The 13,997-nt window shown below is 70.0% G+C and carries 15 protein-coding genes; 8 read left to right on the top strand and 7 right to left on the bottom strand.

The window, feature by feature from the left end:
• Positions 1-39 precede the first annotated feature (39 nt).
• The 5 genes from ACOZ38_RS43895 to ACOZ38_RS43875 all read left to right on the top strand — a co-directional run bounded on the left by ACOZ38_RS43895 (position 40) and on the right by ACOZ38_RS43875 (position 5,365).
• Positions 40-627, top strand: a complete 588-nt coding sequence (locus tag ACOZ38_RS43895; protein WP_424536729.1) for a TetR family transcriptional regulator — start codon at positions 40-42, stop codon at positions 625-627.
• Positions 628-832: 205 nt separating this feature from the next.
• A complete protein-coding gene (locus tag ACOZ38_RS43890; RefSeq protein WP_424537200.1) occupies positions 833-2,950 on the top strand; it encodes a (Fe-S)-binding protein in 2,118 nt (705 codons plus the stop codon).
• Positions 2,951-3,150: 200 nt separating this feature from the next.
• Complete coding sequence (locus ACOZ38_RS43885; RefSeq protein WP_424536728.1) at positions 3,151-3,963, top strand: hypothetical protein; 813 nt, start codon at positions 3,151-3,153, stop codon at positions 3,961-3,963.
• A complete protein-coding gene (locus ACOZ38_RS43880) occupies positions 3,960-5,036 on the top strand; it encodes a glycosyltransferase (RefSeq protein WP_424536727.1) in 1,077 nt (358 codons plus the stop codon). Before ACOZ38_RS43885 ends, ACOZ38_RS43880 begins: the two co-directional genes overlap by 4 nt.
• A 47-nt stretch (positions 5,037-5,083) precedes the next feature.
• Positions 5,084-5,365 carry a metal-sensitive transcriptional regulator gene (locus ACOZ38_RS43875; protein WP_262844753.1) on the top strand — a complete coding sequence of 94 codons (282 nt, stop codon included), beginning with the start codon at positions 5,084-5,086 and terminating at the stop codon, positions 5,363-5,365.
• A 114-nt stretch (positions 5,366-5,479) separates the two neighbouring features.
• On the opposite strand, the gene ACOZ38_RS43870 is transcribed toward ACOZ38_RS43875, so the two are convergent.
• The 3 genes from ACOZ38_RS43870 to ACOZ38_RS43860 form a co-directional block, all read right to left on the bottom strand.
• Positions 5,480-5,668, bottom strand: coding sequence for a hypothetical protein (locus tag ACOZ38_RS43870; protein ID WP_358552896.1), 189 nt, complete (start codon positions 5,666-5,668; stop codon positions 5,480-5,482).
• A gap of 203 nt (positions 5,669-5,871) precedes the next feature.
• The gene (locus tag ACOZ38_RS43865; protein WP_424536726.1) at positions 5,872-7,215 is read right to left on the bottom strand and encodes a hypothetical protein; all 1,344 of its coding nucleotides are present in this window, start codon (positions 7,213-7,215) and stop codon (positions 5,872-5,874) included.
• 140 nt (positions 7,216-7,355) lie between these two features.
• The gene (locus tag ACOZ38_RS43860; protein ID WP_424536725.1) at positions 7,356-7,943 is read right to left on the bottom strand and encodes a gamma carbonic anhydrase family protein; all 588 of its coding nucleotides are present in this window, start codon (positions 7,941-7,943) and stop codon (positions 7,356-7,358) included.
• A 184-nt stretch (positions 7,944-8,127) separates the two neighbouring features.
• Here ACOZ38_RS43860 and ACOZ38_RS43855 point away from each other — a divergent pair, with 184 nt between their 5' ends.
• Positions 8,128-9,555: a hypothetical protein gene (locus tag ACOZ38_RS43855; protein ID WP_424536724.1), complete on the top strand. Its 1,428-nt coding sequence runs from the start codon at positions 8,128-8,130 to the stop codon at positions 9,553-9,555.
• A gap of 124 nt (positions 9,556-9,679) precedes the next feature.
• On the opposite strand, the gene ACOZ38_RS43850 is transcribed toward ACOZ38_RS43855, so the two are convergent.
• From ACOZ38_RS43850 to ACOZ38_RS43840, 3 genes are all read right to left on the bottom strand, one after another.
• The gene (locus tag ACOZ38_RS43850) at positions 9,680-9,904 is read right to left on the bottom strand and encodes a hypothetical protein (RefSeq protein WP_405142524.1); all 225 of its coding nucleotides are present in this window, start codon (positions 9,902-9,904) and stop codon (positions 9,680-9,682) included.
• A gap of 125 nt (positions 9,905-10,029) precedes the next feature.
• Positions 10,030-10,779 (bottom strand): GntR family transcriptional regulator, encoded by a 750-nt coding sequence (locus tag ACOZ38_RS43845; protein WP_405142523.1) that lies wholly within the window; start codon positions 10,777-10,779, stop codon positions 10,030-10,032.
• Between the two features lie 152 nt (positions 10,780-10,931).
• Positions 10,932-11,417 carry a VanZ family protein gene (locus ACOZ38_RS43840; RefSeq protein WP_424536723.1) on the bottom strand — a complete coding sequence of 162 codons (486 nt, stop codon included), beginning with the start codon at positions 11,415-11,417 and terminating at the stop codon, positions 10,932-10,934.
• A gap of 264 nt (positions 11,418-11,681) precedes the next feature.
• Between ACOZ38_RS43840 and ACOZ38_RS43835 the strand changes: the two genes are divergently transcribed.
• Together ACOZ38_RS43835 and ACOZ38_RS43830 are read left to right on the top strand one after the other, a co-directional pair.
• Complete coding sequence (locus ACOZ38_RS43835) at positions 11,682-12,041, top strand: bifunctional 3-phenylpropionate/cinnamic acid dioxygenase ferredoxin subunit (protein WP_424536722.1); 360 nt, start codon at positions 11,682-11,684, stop codon at positions 12,039-12,041.
• A complete protein-coding gene (locus ACOZ38_RS43830; protein ID WP_424536721.1) occupies positions 12,038-13,153 on the top strand; it encodes an aromatic ring-hydroxylating oxygenase subunit alpha in 1,116 nt (371 codons plus the stop codon). Before ACOZ38_RS43835 ends, ACOZ38_RS43830 begins: the two co-directional genes overlap by 4 nt.
• An 11-nt stretch (positions 13,154-13,164) precedes the next feature.
• Here the strand turns inward: ACOZ38_RS43830 and ACOZ38_RS43825 are convergent, their stop codons facing one another.
• The gene (locus tag ACOZ38_RS43825) at positions 13,165-13,935 is read right to left on the bottom strand and encodes an IclR family transcriptional regulator (protein ID WP_424536720.1); all 771 of its coding nucleotides are present in this window, start codon (positions 13,933-13,935) and stop codon (positions 13,165-13,167) included.
• Positions 13,936-13,997: the final 62 nt, after the last annotated feature.

The following is a 13,997-nucleotide window of genomic DNA, read 5'->3' as shown; positions in this document are numbered from 1 at the left end:
CGCGTGAGCGCGGGTGACAACGGCGTGGAAGGTGGAGGGGTGACGGCCGAGAGGCGGCGTCCGGGTCGGCGGCCCGGGTCGGCGGACACGCGTGGCGAGATCGTCACCGCGGCCCGCAAGATCTTCTCCGAGAAGGGCTTCGACAAGGCCACCATCCGGGGCATCGCCCGTGAGGCGGGGGTCGACCCCGCTCTGGTCCACCACTACTTCGACAGCAAGGAGGGCATTTTCGTCGCGGCGCTGGAACTGCCGATCAACCCCGCCGAGATGATCCCCCGCATCATCCAGGGGCCCCGCGACGAGATCGGCGAGCGCCTGGTGCGGTTCCTGCTGACGATGACGGCCGACCCGCAGGCGCGCGAGCCGATCATCGCCCTTGTGCGCAGCGCGATGACGAACGAGCAGATCGTCGCGATGATCCGCGAGTTCCTCACCATGGCCGTGCTGAACCGCGTGGTCGAGGGGCTCGGCATCCCTCCTGTCCGCATGCAGGTAGCCTTCGCGCAGATGTTCGGCGTCGTTCTCATGCGGTACGTGCTGCGCCTGGAGCCGCTGGCGTCCGTCGAGATCGACGAGCTGGTCGAGATCCTGGCCCCCACGATCCAGCGCTATCTCGGCGACGACTGACCGGTTCCGGGGCGACCTTTTTCCCAGATCATTGTTCTAGTATCGGTCCGACCAATCAGGACCACCCGCGTCCGTCTTTAAGTTACTGGCGGGTACTATTCGGAGTGGTCCCGCCGTCCCCGTGGATGACCGGTGTATCTACGCTGGGCAGCCAACGCCATAGTTTGGAGGACCCGTGCTCCTTGTAGCGATCATCGGACTCGTGATGACCGCAGTGGCGGTCACGCTCGCGGGTCGCCGCGTGCGCTGGCTTCACAGCCTCGCCACAAGCGGCCAGCCCGCTCCCGAACGGGTGCAATACGCCAGGGCGAACATCGGCGCCGAGGTCAAGGCGCAGCTTGTCGAGGTGTTCGCTCAGAGGAAGCTGCTGAAGTGGACCCCGTCGGGTATCGCGCACTTCCTGGTGTTCTGGGCTTTTGTGATCCTGGCGACGGTCTACCTGGAGGCGTACGGGGCGCTGGTCCAGGGCGCGGTCACCGGCAAGCCCAACTTCCACATCCCGCTGGTCGGCACCTGGCCCGTGCTGGGGTTCCTCCAAGACTTCATCGCGGTGGCGTGCGTTCTGGGCCTGGCGGCCTTCGCGGCCATCCGCCTCGCCAACTCGCCCAAGAAGCTCGGCCGCGAGTCCAGGTTCGCGGGCTCGCACCTCGGCGGGGCGTGGCTGATCCTGTTCATGATCTTCAACGTGATCTGGTCGCTGTTCCTGTTCCGGGGCGCGGCGATCAACACGGGCAACTTCCCCTACCGCGCCGGGGCCTTCGGGTCCGAGGCCGCCGCCGCGCTGCTTGGCCCGCTCGGTCACAGCGCCAACGAGGTGCTGGAGAAGGTCGGCCTGCTCCTGCACATCGGCGTGATGCTGGTGTTCCTGGTGATCGTGGTGAACTCCAAGCACCTGCACATCTTCACCGCGCCGCTGAACGTCATGTTCTCCCGCCGCCCTGATGGCCTGGGCGCGGTGCCGGAGATGCGCAGCGGCGGCAAGGTGCTGGACTTCGAGGAGGCCGACCCCGACACCGACGTGTTCGGCCGGGGCAAGATCGAGGACACCACCTGGAAGGGGTTCCTGGACTTCTACACCTGCACCGAGTGCGGGCGGTGCCAGTCGCAGTGCCCGGCGTGGAACACCGACAAGCCGCTGTCGCCCAAGATGCTGATCCTGGACCAGCGCGACCACGCCTTCGCGATCGCCCCGTACCTGATGGCCAGCGAGGAAGAGCGGGCGAACCTCCCCGAGGACGTGCTGGCGCTGGCGGGCAAGCCGCTGGTCGGCGAGGACGGCGTGATCCACCCCGACGTGCTGTGGTCCTGCACCAACTGCGGCGCGTGCGTCGAGCAGTGCCCGGTCGACATCGAGCACATCGACCACATCATCGACATGCGCCGCTACCAGGTCATGATCGAGTCGAACTTCCCCTCCGAGGCGGGCGTCATGCTCAAGAACCTCGAGAACAAGGGCAACCCGTGGGGGGTGCCGGAGACGAAGCGGGCCGAGTGGATCGAGGAGCTCGCCTCCCGCGAGGTCGACCCGATCGAGGTCCTGCTCATCGACGAGAAGGTCCCCGACGACCTGGAATACCTGTTCTGGGTCGGCTGCGCCGGCGCCCTGGAGGACCGGGCCAAGAAGACCACCAAGGCCGTGGCCGAGCTGCTGCACATCGCCGGGGTGAAGTTCGGGGTGCTGGGCCCGATGGAGGCGTGCACCGGCGACCCGGCGCGCCGCCTGGGCATGGAGTTCCTGTTCAACATGCTCGCCCAGCAGAACATCGAGACGCTGAACGAGGCCGGGGTCAAGAAGATCGTGGCCACCTGCCCGCACTGCTTCAACACCCTGGCCAACGAGTATCCCCAGCTCGGCGGCATGTTCGAGGTGGTGCACCACACCCAGTTGCTGGCCAAGCTCGTCGAGGACGACCGCCTCACCCCGATCACCCCGATCGAGGAGAAGATCACCTACCACGACCCGTGCTTCCTGGGCCGCCACAACAAGGTGTACGCCCAGCCGCGCGACATCATGGCCAAGGTCCCCGGGGTCCAGACCCAGGAGATGCACCGCTGCAAGGACCGCGGCTTCTGCTGCGGCGCGGGCGGCGCGCGCATGTGGATGGAAGAGCGCATCGGCAAGCGCATCAACACCGAACGCGTGGACGAGGCGCTGACCACCGATCCCGACACCGTCTCCACCGCCTGCCCCTTCTGCCTGGTCATGCTCGGAGACGCGATCAACGAGAAGAAGAACAGCGGCCAGGCCAAGGAATCACTGGAGGTCGTGGACGTCGCCCAGCTCCTCATCACCTCGGTCAAGGGCCAGCCGGTGAAGGCCTGACAGCCCGGAGAGACAGGCGTGCCGGCGACCGTACGAAGATCGCCCGGCACGCCTGTCCCCTTGTCCGGCCGGGGGAACGCCTCCCCTGGGAAGGCCCCGCCTGAGGGGCGAAAGACAGGGACCGAAAACCTTTCTCCACATAACGGAGAAATCACGGTAACCTCAACGTCGCGCGGCTCAATCGACGGGGAGGGGGCGCGGTGCGCGTTGTCGTAACCGATGCCGAGGTCACGATGGCCGACGTCCTCTCGCTGCGGCTTGCGATCGAGGAGCCCCTGGCCGAGGGCACGCAGCTGATCCTGCGGCAGCGGGGCACCGGCGTCGAGACCAAGGTGGTGCTCGGCACCTCGGGGGCGGAGGTGCGCGAGGCCTCCGTCGCGGTGTCGCTGGCGCCCCTCGGGCTGAGCCCCGGCCGCTGGGACGCCTACCTGCAGCACGAGCCGCCCGCCGAGGAGCGCACCCGCACGCGCATCCAGTCCGTCGACCCGGGCTTCTCCCTCGACCGGCTGGACGCCTACGCGCTGAGCCGGCGCACCCTCGCCTACCGTGCCTACCGCACGCTCAACGGGTTCCTCGCCGTCAAGATCGCCCACGCGGAGCCGGTGGCCGACGTCCGCGCGGTGTGGTTCCGCGAGGGACGTTTCGAGGTCACCGGGCTGCTGGCGTACACCGGGTTCGACGACGACGACGCGCACCACACCGCCCGCCTCGCCCTGCGCCGCACGGCCGGGCCGGAGACGGCGGTCACGTCCGCGGCGACCGTGAAGGGGGTGCGGTTCCACGCCGCGCTGTCCCTCTGCGACGTCATCGCCGCCACACCCGAGTACGAGGGGCTGTGGGAGCCGTCGCTGGAGGTGGACGGCATCGAGGTGCCGCTGCCTCTGGGAGGGTGCCTCGACGACGTCGACGGCAAGCGGCGCCGCGTTCACTACCCCGACACCAAGGTGGACGGCGTGCCGGTCCGCCCCTGCTACACCGTGGACGACGAGCTCCGTCTCGAGGTGGGCGGATGAAGATCTGCTTTCTGATCCCCTCCGCGTACGGCATGCGCGGCGACACCCGGGCCGTGCTCAACCTCGCCACCGAGCTGGCGTCCCGGCACGAGGTGGAGATCGTCAGCGTCAGGAGGGTCCGCGAGACCCCGTTCTTCCCCGTCGACCCGCGCATCTCGCTGCGGTGGCTCATCGACGCCCGGCCGGGAGTGCGCCACCTGCTGCCCCGGGGGCAGATGCGCACCGAGGTCGCGCTCTGGCGCACTCTGCGCGGCCTGCGCTGCGACGTGCTGGTGACCACGAGGCCGGGTCTCAGCGTGCAGGCCGCCCGCCACGTTCCACGAGAGACCGTGCGCGTCGCGCGCGAGTGGAGCCGCCCGGCCGTCCCCGGGCCGGTCCGCAGGTTCTATCCCAAGCTGGACGCGGTCATCACCTCCACCGAGACGGCCAAGGAGGAGATCGCCCGGATCCTCGATGGCACGGACGGGCCGCCGCTCCACGTCATCCCCGACGCGCTTCCCCTCGGGCCCTGGCCGCGCTCGCGCATGGACAACCGCGTCGTCTCGGCGGGCGGCCGGTGGTTGCCGGGCAAGGCGTTCGACCGGCTCATCGAGGCCTTCGCGATCGTGACCGACAAGCGGCCCGACTGGCGGCTCCGCCTGTACGGCGGTGGACCCGAGGAGAAGCGGCTCCGCGCGCTGGTCGGCCGGCTCGACCTCCACAACAACGTGTACTTCATGGGCACCACCCCCGACCTGCAGGGGGAGTTCGCCAAGGCGTCGATAGTGGCCGTCACCTCGCACGCCGAGACGCCCGGCATGACGGTGATCGAGGCGCTGGGATGCGGCGTCCCCGTGGTCGGGTTCGAGGGAGCGCGCGGGCCCGGGGAGTTCGTGACGCCCGGTCGCGACAGCGTGCTGGTGCCGCAGGGCGAGGGGGAGATCGAGGCGTACGCCTCGGCGCTGCTGGCCCTGATCGACGACGAGCGCCGCCGCATGGTGCTGGCCGCCGGGGCGCTGGAGTCCGCCGCGGGGCATGCCGCCCCTGCCGTCGCCACCCGGTGGGAGGCGCTGGTGGCGAGCCTCAGGCCCTGACGTACGGTGTCCCGAGGGGGATACCCCGAAGAGGTATTCTGGACCTCATGCATGGGTACAGCGGCGACAAGCAGGCATATCTCACCAGGCTCCGGCGGATCGAGGGTCAGATCCGCGGGCTCCAGCGCATGGTCGAGGAGGATTCCTACTGCATCGACATCCTCACCCAGGTGTCGGCCGCCACGCGCGCCTTGCAGGCCGTGGCGCTGGGGCTCCTGGAGGACCATATCGGCCACTGCGTGACGGATGCCATCAACGCGGGTGGCCCCGAGGCCGAGGAGAAGGTCAAGGAGGCCTCTGCGGCCATCGCGAGGCTAGTGCGCTCGTAACGGTTTTCGGGGGTTTCCCGGCCCGGCCGGACTAGTCCGGCAGAGTGGTCACGGATCCTTTCGCAAAACCGTCCCGAACCCTTGAGGAGTCCGGGACCAGTTCCGCGAGCATCTTCAGCGACTCACCGGAGTCCGCAATCCAAGCGCGTTGTCGAGCTCATCCAAGGTCAGCTCTCGCTCGCTGACAGCGACGGCGCTGAGCACCTCCGCGTAGAGCGCGATCTCGTCCAACGCGACACGGTCATGGACCCGTGAGTCCAGGTAGTCGTGCCCCACCGCGTCGTCCTTCCTTCCGCAGCCCACACCCACCTCGAGGTTACGACCGGGTGGCTTTCGACGACATGGCCCATCGGGACCATTCGTCAGGGCAGCCCGTGTCCCCGTGGAACCATTTCCCGGTTCCGAGATCACAATTCAGCCAAATCCTCAGATGGCTGGACGGGGAATGATATACGCGAAGTAAGTATGAAATAACCCGATAAAGCGTTTAGATCATGGCACCCAGGTCACGTGTGGCGAATCCATTCCGATGAGGTTCCTGGTACTCCAGGCGCCGGATCGTCGCGCTCGTGGATCAGGCAGCTCACCGTCGCCGCGGACGTGGGGAAGCCGCGCGGCGGAGGCGCCGTACCCGTCAGCCGGCACCAGGCGAGCCCCGTCGCGTATCCCGCGCCCAGCAGGGCAGCCGCCGCTCCCCTGCCGGGCGGACGGAGGGCCGCGGGAGGCTCGCCCGCCCGGGGCCAGCAGCCACGCAGAGGGTGGCGGGGCTCGGAGAGCGTCACGTAGTACGTCTGGCGCAGCTCGGAGTCGAGCCACGGGTACAGCTGGGCCGCCACCTCGGGCGCCACGTGCTTGACGTCGGCGGCCAGCAGCGACGCGCCCACGGCGCGGGGATCGGCGCCGTGGGCGGTCACGAACGACAGCGCCCGCACCATGTCGTACAGCGTGTGCCGGAAATGCTCGCCCGGCGAGGTCTCGGCGAGGATCGCGCCCGCAAGGTGGGGCGGGCAGCGCGCGAGCCAGGCCTCCCGGATGGCCGTCACGTCCCAGGACGGGTGGTCCAGCCAGGGCTGGGCCCGCAGCGGCTCCACCATCGCGATCAGGGCGGCGGCGCGGGGGCCGAACCTTGGGTCGGCGAGCAGGACGCGGGCCGTGTCGGCCGCCACCCCCGCGAGGCGCAGCGCGGCGTCCTGGGCTCCGGCGGCCAGCCGCTCGGCGTAGAGCGCCACCAGTGCGGAAAGCGGCATCGGGGGCAGCCACCGCACCCAGTCGTCCCCCGGCAGTGGTCGCGCGAGGAACTCCCCGAACATGGACAGCAGCACCTCGTTGCCGTCGAACGCCGGGGCGTAGGCGCACCACATGACGGTGCTCCACATCGTCGCCACGGTCGCGGGGACGTCCGCGTAGAACATCGCGCGGAGCGGCCCGTAGACGAAGGAGGCGTCCTGCCTCATCCCCCGGTTGGCGTCGAGCAGCGCCCGCAGGCGGTGGGTGACCTCGTGGGGGACGTCGGGGCCGACGAACGCCTGGGTGGACCCCCGGTCGAAGGCCAGGTCGGCGGCCGTGGGCAGCAGGTGCTCGGGGATGAGCGGCGCCGGGTGCGGGGGACGCGCGGACGCGCGGGCGCGCGGGTCGGCCGGAGGCGCGGACAGGTGCCACTGCCCGTCGGCCGGGTCGTGGCGGTACCAGCGGGCGTGGCGGCCGAACAGCCAGCAGCCGCCGTCGGGGGTGAGCAGCAGGCGGGCCGCCATCGCCTGCGCCTGGGTGTGTGCGGGGACGTCGGCCCAGCGCGGGTCCGCGATCATGACGCGGACATCCCGCTCGATCGCGTCGAAAGGGTCCCACTGCACGGCGGCAATGCTACTGGTGGCACATCACGGACTCCGGGGTGTTCCCTCGCGCCACACCTCCGGTACTTCACGTCACAGGACCGTGGCGGCGTCACACTCCGATACCTGAGGCCCCGGGGCCACGAATCCGGTACGGCGGGTCACCCGGCCGTACCCGGGCCGGCCGGCAGCGGCCGGGCGGCGCGGTGGCGCGCGGCCTTCGCCACGTAGGTGTCCGGCGTACGGGCGAACGTGGCGCGGTCGCGGTCGGTGAGCTCACGGACGACCGTGCCGGGAACCCCCGCCACCAGCACCCCCGCCGGGATCCTCTTGCCGGGGGTCACCACGCATCCGGCCGCGACCAGCGAGCCCGCGCCGATCCTGGCGCCGTTCAGCACGACGGCTCCGATGCCCACCAGCGCGCCGCTCTCGACATGCGCGCCGTGGACCACGGCGCGGTGGCCGAGGCTCACCCTGCCTTCCAGCACGGCGGGCAGCCCGGGGTCGGCGTGCAGGCAGCACAGGTCCTGGATGTTGCACTCCTCGCCCACCTCGATCGCCTCGTCCTCGCCGCGCAGCACCGCGCCGTACCAGACGTTCGCGGCCCGCGCGAGCCGTACCCGGCCCACCACGACGGCGGTGGGCGCCACGTAGGCTTCGGGATGGATGGACGGCACACCGGTGTCGAGCGCCGCGATGTACGGCGAGGCCTGAGGCTCCGCGGGGCCCGGGAAGGTCGGCTCGCTCATGAGATCGATGATCTCACGGGGCCCTCAGCCGGTTTCTCGGCGTTGCGACTAGTAGGCACTCATTCGACCGGAAGAGGTCAGGCGTTCGGGTTGCGGACTTGGACAGATGGCAGGAAAGTCGTGTCCTGACGTGTCGTTACCAAAGCAGGACCCCCACTCGATTCAAGACCCCCAGGGCTCAGCCATGACGAACCAGCACGACAGCTTTCCCGACATGATGCACGAGGACCTCGGCTTCGAGGTGGTGATGCGTGGATACAGCCGCCGGCAGGTCCACGATCACATGGTCAGAACGCGCAACCAGATCCGTGATCTCGAAGAACGGCTGGCGCGGGCCATCGATCAGGCCGAGCAGGGCCGCATCGAGCTCGGAGAGGCCCGCCGCCGCCTGGCCGAGGCCCCTCAGGACTATGACGAGCTCGGCCAGCGGCTGAGCCAGATTCTGAAGCTCGCGGAGGAGGAGGCGATCTCCAAGCGCGAGGACGCCGAATCCGACGCCACCAAGATGCGTGAGGACGCCGCGGCCGAGTCCGAGCGCATTCTGACCGCCGCCCAGACCGAGGCCGAGCGCCGCGTGGACGAGGCCACGACCGCCGCCGAGCGCCTGCTGGCCCAGGCGGGTTCCGACGCCGAGGAGACGCTCGGCTCAGCGCGTGCCGAGTCCGAGGAGACCCTGCGCACCGCCCGCGCCGAGGCCGACCGTTCGCTCACCGCCGCGCGTCACGAGGCCGAGCGCCTGGTGTCCGAGGCGAACAACCAGGCGGAGGCGACGCTCGCGTCCGCCAAGGCCGACGCCGAGGCCACGCTGAAGGCCGCGCGGGCCGAGGCCGCCGACACCCTGGCCGCGGCGCGCCAGCGCGCCGACTCGCTGGACGAGCACACCGGCCGCCGGGTGACGTTCCTCACCGACACCCACACCGAGGTCATGCGCAGGCTCGGCGAGATGGGCTCCGTGCTGACCGACCTGCTGCACCGTGAGGGCACCGCGGGCGCGCTGATCGACGAGTCCGCCGTGCTGCCGCCCAGGCCCGAGGTCGGCTCCGTCGACGACCTGCGCCACGAGGACGGGCCCGCGGCCGAGGAGCTCGATTCCGTACGGGTCGTGCTCGACGACGCGGGCGAGGACGGCGACCGTCTCGGCCGCGGCGGCGCGGCGTTCGGCCCGGCCGACGTGCCGCACGTGCCCGACGCGCAGGGCGACCACGCCGTCGACGACGGTTACGCCGCCGATGTCCGCCACTCCTACGACGACGAGGACGGCGCCCGCGCGGCGAACGACGTCCACTCCGCGAACGACGTCCACTCCGCCAACGACGTGCACGTGGCCAACGACGTGCACGTGGCCAACGACGTGCACGCGGCCAACGACGTCCACAAGGCCGACGACGAGGAGGACGACGGGCGCGTGCACGTCCTGCGTGACGCCCACGACCTGCGCGATCCGCACGAGACGGTCGAGGTTGGCGGGCGGGGCATCGACGAACCGCACCACGCCAACGACCACGACGGCCCCGCCCAGGGGCGCGTCCGCGGTTTCTTCGAGGAGAACGACGTCCACATGAGCCAGGTGCACCAGTCCGGCGGTGACGGGCTTCCCGCACCCCGGCACTAGCCGGCGGCACCTTGCGCCCGGGCCACGTCAGATCTCGCGCCCGGGGCCATGACGCCAGGCGGAAACCTCCGCCCCCGATCGGGTCGGAGGTTTCCGCGCTTCCCGTCGCGGGCGTCGCCCGCGATCAGGTCTCGCGATCGATTGAGGACATGCACTCCTGCTGCTCCAGCAGCCTCTCGCGCAGGCCCTCCGGATCATCGGCGTCGATCGTCATGGCACACCCCGCGTCACGTTCCTCTTCGGTGAGCGGGTGGTGCCGGGTGGCCCACCACCGTCCGGCGTCGCTTCTCCAGATCGTCCAGTCGGGGAACTCCCGGGCGATTTCGGCGAGGTGCCGGTCAAACGACATCCCGTCCACCCTTCCCGCGGCGAGGGCCAGGTTTGTACCGTTCCCCTTCACGTTGCGGGACATCTCTAGAGAAATCAATGTTCGGGGTGGACAGGTCAACCTAACGCTTGACGCCGGGGCTTGACTCACGCGTCGAAGTCGTACTGAAGTACATAGGACGCCGCGTCCATGATCATCTTGTTGAGCTCGACCGCCATGCCGCCGGCGGCGTACGCCGACCTGCACACCTCGATCACCGGGGTCCCTGCGGGCAGGCCCAGCTTGGCGGCCTCCTCGGGCGTGGGCATCCTCGCGCGCACCTCCTCGGTGAAGTGCGCGGGCGCGTGCCCGAGGTCGCGCAGCCGGGCGTAGACGCCGCCCGGGCCGGTGTCCTGTGCGACGATCGGCGACCCCGCGACGAGTTCGGCCGGAAAGTGGGATGCCGCGAGCTGCACCGCCCGTCCGTCCACGGAGTAGCGGCGCCGCCGCACCCACACCTCGTCGCAGCCGAGCACCCGCGCCGCGTCGTCGGCCGCCGCCTCCCTGGCGATGGTGAGGTCGTCGACCGTGTACGGGCGGCCGGTCGTGTCGGAGTCCCAGATGGCCCTGCCCGCGCCCCACTGCTCGCGCGAGAGGCGCCGGGACCCGTGCCGCCTGATCGGCCGGAACTGCCGTACGTAGACCCCGGAGCCGCGCCTCGGCACGGCCACGCCTTCGTTGATGAGGACGGCGAGCGCCTGTCTCGCCGTGGCCCGGGCTATGCCGTACTCGGACATGAGGGCGTTCTCGCCCGGCAGCCGGTCCCCATCACGGAACTCGCCGGTCACGATCGCCTGGCGCAGGCGATCGGCGATCCGGCGATAGATCGGGGGTTCGTGAGGTACCGGGGATTCCATCACGCTTTATCACCCTCAGTCACCAAAGCGGTCCGCGTCTCCAGAGAACTTGCCCCGCCTTGTCCACGATCGCACAGATACGCAGGTTGGTCCCGTGCTTCTTTTGAGCGAATCGTGCCTGTGTGGTGATCTTCGGGCCCTTTAGGGGGCCGTTACTGTGGACCGGTCCCAACCGTGATCGGCTTCGCGTGCCACGGCCGCGTCACGAGGCCCGCCAGTACGGCTCCCAGCGCGTTGAGGAGGACGTCGTCCACCGACGACACGCGGCCGAGCCGCAGGCCGTACTGCAGCGCCTCGACCGTGACCGACAGAAGCCCGGCGAGGAGGGCCACGCGCCACAGGCGGGCAAAGCGTGGTGAGCGCATCGGCAGGAGCGCGCCGAGTGCGGCGAAGACCAGCAGATTGCCTCCCACCTGCGCGAACGCGGCTCCGAACGGCCCCTTCGCCAGGTCGGCGAGATCGCGCAGCGGCACGAGGCTGACCCCGGAGGCCGTGCCGGGCGTGAGGATCATCCACAGCCAGGGAAGGGTGCCGGCGACGATGAGGACGTCCGCGTAGGCCGTGCGAGCGGGATGCGGACGGCCCCGCCGGGCGCGCCGGCGGGCCAGCAGATGGGCCGCGAGCACCGCGACAGGCAACCACAAAAGTGTGGCTAAGACGACATATCCCCAAAGGTGCCATTCAAGCCGCATGGCGGACATCTTTCCGGATGGCGGCCCCGTGCCGGGAAGAAATCCCGGCGTGCGCCGGAGGCGGATCGGGTAACAGGAAGCTGGCTCCGGAGCAAGGGCATCTCCAAGGTGCCCGCGCCTCCCGATGTATTGACAGGCGGCTCACCTGGGACGCAATCTGTTGCGCATAGTGAGTTCTGTTCCGCAATTCACAACTGAGGGGTTATTCGCGTGATCCCAGCGTGTCCCTTGGCGGCTCTGCCGCGGGGCGAGGCCCACCGGCTCGACATCGATCCGCCCGTGGCCGTGTTCCACACCGACGACGGCGAGATCTACGCCGTCGACGACACCTGCACGCACCAGGACGCCTCGCTCTCCGACGGGTGGCTGGAAGGCTGTGAGATCGAGTGCCCGCTCCACTCCAGCCGTTTCGACCTGCGGACCGGCCAGGTGGACAGCCCGCCCGCCAAGCTCGCCGTGCGCACCCACCGGGTCGTGGTCGAGGACGGGATGATCTACGTGGTGCCGTCGGAGGCGCCCCCCGACCTCCCGCCGGGCGTGACGGCGGGGCGACAGAGGAGTGACTCGTGAGCACGTCCAGCCTGCTCGCCACCCTCGCCGGCGGCCTCTACACCGACGAGAACGTCTTCGCCCTCGAACAGCAGCACATCTTCGAGTCGATGTGGTTCTGCGTGGCCAGGTCGGACGACCTCGGCAAGCCCGGCGCGTTCCGCACCGTCCAGGTCGGCCGCGAGAACGTCATCGTCAGCCGTGCCAAGGACGGCTCGATCCGCGCGTTCCTCAACGTCTGCAGGCACCGGGGCGCCCGCATCTGCACGGAGGAGTCCGGCGAGGTCAGGCGGGCCTTCCAGTGCGCGTACCACGCGTGGACGTACGACCTCGAAGGCAAGCTCATCGCGGCGCCGAACCTCACCAAGATGCCCGACATCGACCGGGTGAAGTACGGCCTGGTCAACGTGCACGTGCGCGAGTGGATCGGGTACGTCTGGGTGTGCCTGGCCGACGAGCCCCCCTCGTTCGAGGAGGACGTGCTCGGGGCGGTCGTGACCCGGCTCGGCGACCTGGCCTCGATCGAGAACTACGGCATCGAGAACCTCAAGGTCGGCCGCAGGATCGTCTACGACGTCAAGGCGAACTGGAAGCTGATCGTCGAGAACTTCATGGAGTGCTACCACTGCGCGACGATCCACCCCGAGCTGACCGAGGTGCTGCCGGAGTTCGCCGACGGGTACGCGGCGCAGTACTTCGTCGGCCACGGCGCCGCCTTCGGCTCGGGCATCGAGGGGTTCACGGTCGACGGCTCGCCGGGGGTCGACCGCATCCCGGGTGTGCGCGACGACCAGGACCGCCGCTACTACGCGATCACCATCAAGCCGCAGGTCTTCGTCAACCTCGTGCCAGACCACGCGATCGTGCACCGCATGTTCCCGCTCGCGGCCGACCGCACGATCGTGGAGTGCGACTGGCTGTTCCTCCCCGAGGTCGTGGACGGCGGGAAGGACCTCGGCCCGTCCGTCGAGCTCTTCCACAAGGTCAACGTGCAGGACTTCGACGCGTGCGAGCGCTGCCAGCCGGCGATGAGCTCCCGCGCGTACGCGAACGGCGGCGTGCTCGTGCCGAGCGAGCACCACATCGCGGGCTTCCACGAGTGGGTCGCCGACCGGCTCGGTCTCGGCCGCTGACGCCCCGGCGCTCAGCCGGAGAACCCCAGGCGGTGGCTGATGTCGGCGGCGCCCTCGATCAGGACGGGGGCCAGCTCGTGCATGCGCTTCTCGCTGAAGCGGTAGGCGGGCCCGGAGGCGCTGACGGCCGCCACCACCTCGCCGTCATAGGACCGGACGGCGGCGGCCATGGCGTTCAGCCCGATCTCGTACTCCTCGAGGGTCACGGCGTACCCCCGCGCCCTGGCCTCGTCGAGCTGCGGCCTCAGCTCGGCGGCCGAGGTGACCGTCGCGGGGGTGAAGCGCTGAAGTCCCGCGGCGGACAGGAGCTGGTCGCGGTGCCGCTCGTCCAGGTGAGCCAGCAGGACCTTGCCGCTGGAGGTGGCGTGGAGCGGGGTGAGCTGCCCGACCCAGTTGTACGCCGTGACCGCCGACGGGCCGCGCACCTGGTCGAGGTTGACGGCGTAGTGGGCGCGCACGACGGCGAGGTTGACGGTCTCGCCGATCTCCTCGGCCAGGCGCCGGCAGACCGGGCGGCCCTGCTGGGTGAGGTCGAGGCGGGCGGCCACGCCGCCGGCGAGGCGGATGACGCCGAAGCTGAGGCGGTACTTCCCGCGGTCCTCGGCCTGCTCGACCAGGCTCCTGGCCTCCAGGGCGCCGAGGAGCCGGAAGGCCGTCGACTTGTGGACGCCGATCTCCGCCGCGATCTCGCTGACACCGGCCTCGCCGCGCTGGGAGAGGATCTCCAGCACGCTGATGGCCCGGTCGACCGACTGCACGCCGGCCGAGGAATCGTTGCCCATAGCTGGGGACTGTAGGCGGGACGGCATGGTGACGTCCATTTACGCGACCGGATCTAGATGGT

Source organism: Sphaerisporangium viridialbum, from assembly GCF_049674955.1.
In the GTDB taxonomy this organism is placed as follows: domain Bacteria; phylum Actinomycetota; class Actinomycetes; order Streptosporangiales; family Streptosporangiaceae; genus Sphaerisporangium; species Sphaerisporangium viridialbum.
This window is presented reverse-complemented; position numbering and strand designations above follow the sequence as displayed.

Bases quoted from the DNA above. Each gene is read 5' to 3' on its own strand.
- ACOZ38_RS43875 (WP_262844753.1), top strand. From the start codon at position 5,084: ATGCATGGGTACAGCGGCGACAAGCAGGCATATCTCACCAGGCTCCGG.
- ACOZ38_RS43860 (WP_424536725.1), bottom strand. From the start codon at position 7,943: ATGAGCGAGCCGACCTTCCCGGGCCCCGCGGAGCCTCAGGCCTCGCCG.
- ACOZ38_RS43855 (WP_424536724.1), top strand. From the start codon at position 8,128: ATGACGAACCAGCACGACAGCTTTCCCGACATGATGCACGAGGACCTC.
- ACOZ38_RS43890 (WP_424537200.1), top strand. From the start codon at position 833: ATGACCGCAGTGGCGGTCACGCTCGCGGGTCGCCGCGTGCGCTGGCTT.
- ACOZ38_RS43880 (WP_424536727.1), top strand. From the start codon at position 3,960: ATGAAGATCTGCTTTCTGATCCCCTCCGCGTACGGCATGCGCGGCGAC.
- ACOZ38_RS43825 (WP_424536720.1), bottom strand. From the start codon at position 13,935: ATGGGCAACGATTCCTCGGCCGGCGTGCAGTCGGTCGACCGGGCCATC.
- ACOZ38_RS43850 (WP_405142524.1), bottom strand. From the start codon at position 9,904: ATGTCGTTTGACCGGCACCTCGCCGAAATCGCCCGGGAGTTCCCCGAC.
- ACOZ38_RS43845 (WP_405142523.1), bottom strand. From the start codon at position 10,779: ATGGAATCCCCGGTACCTCACGAACCCCCGATCTATCGCCGGATCGCC.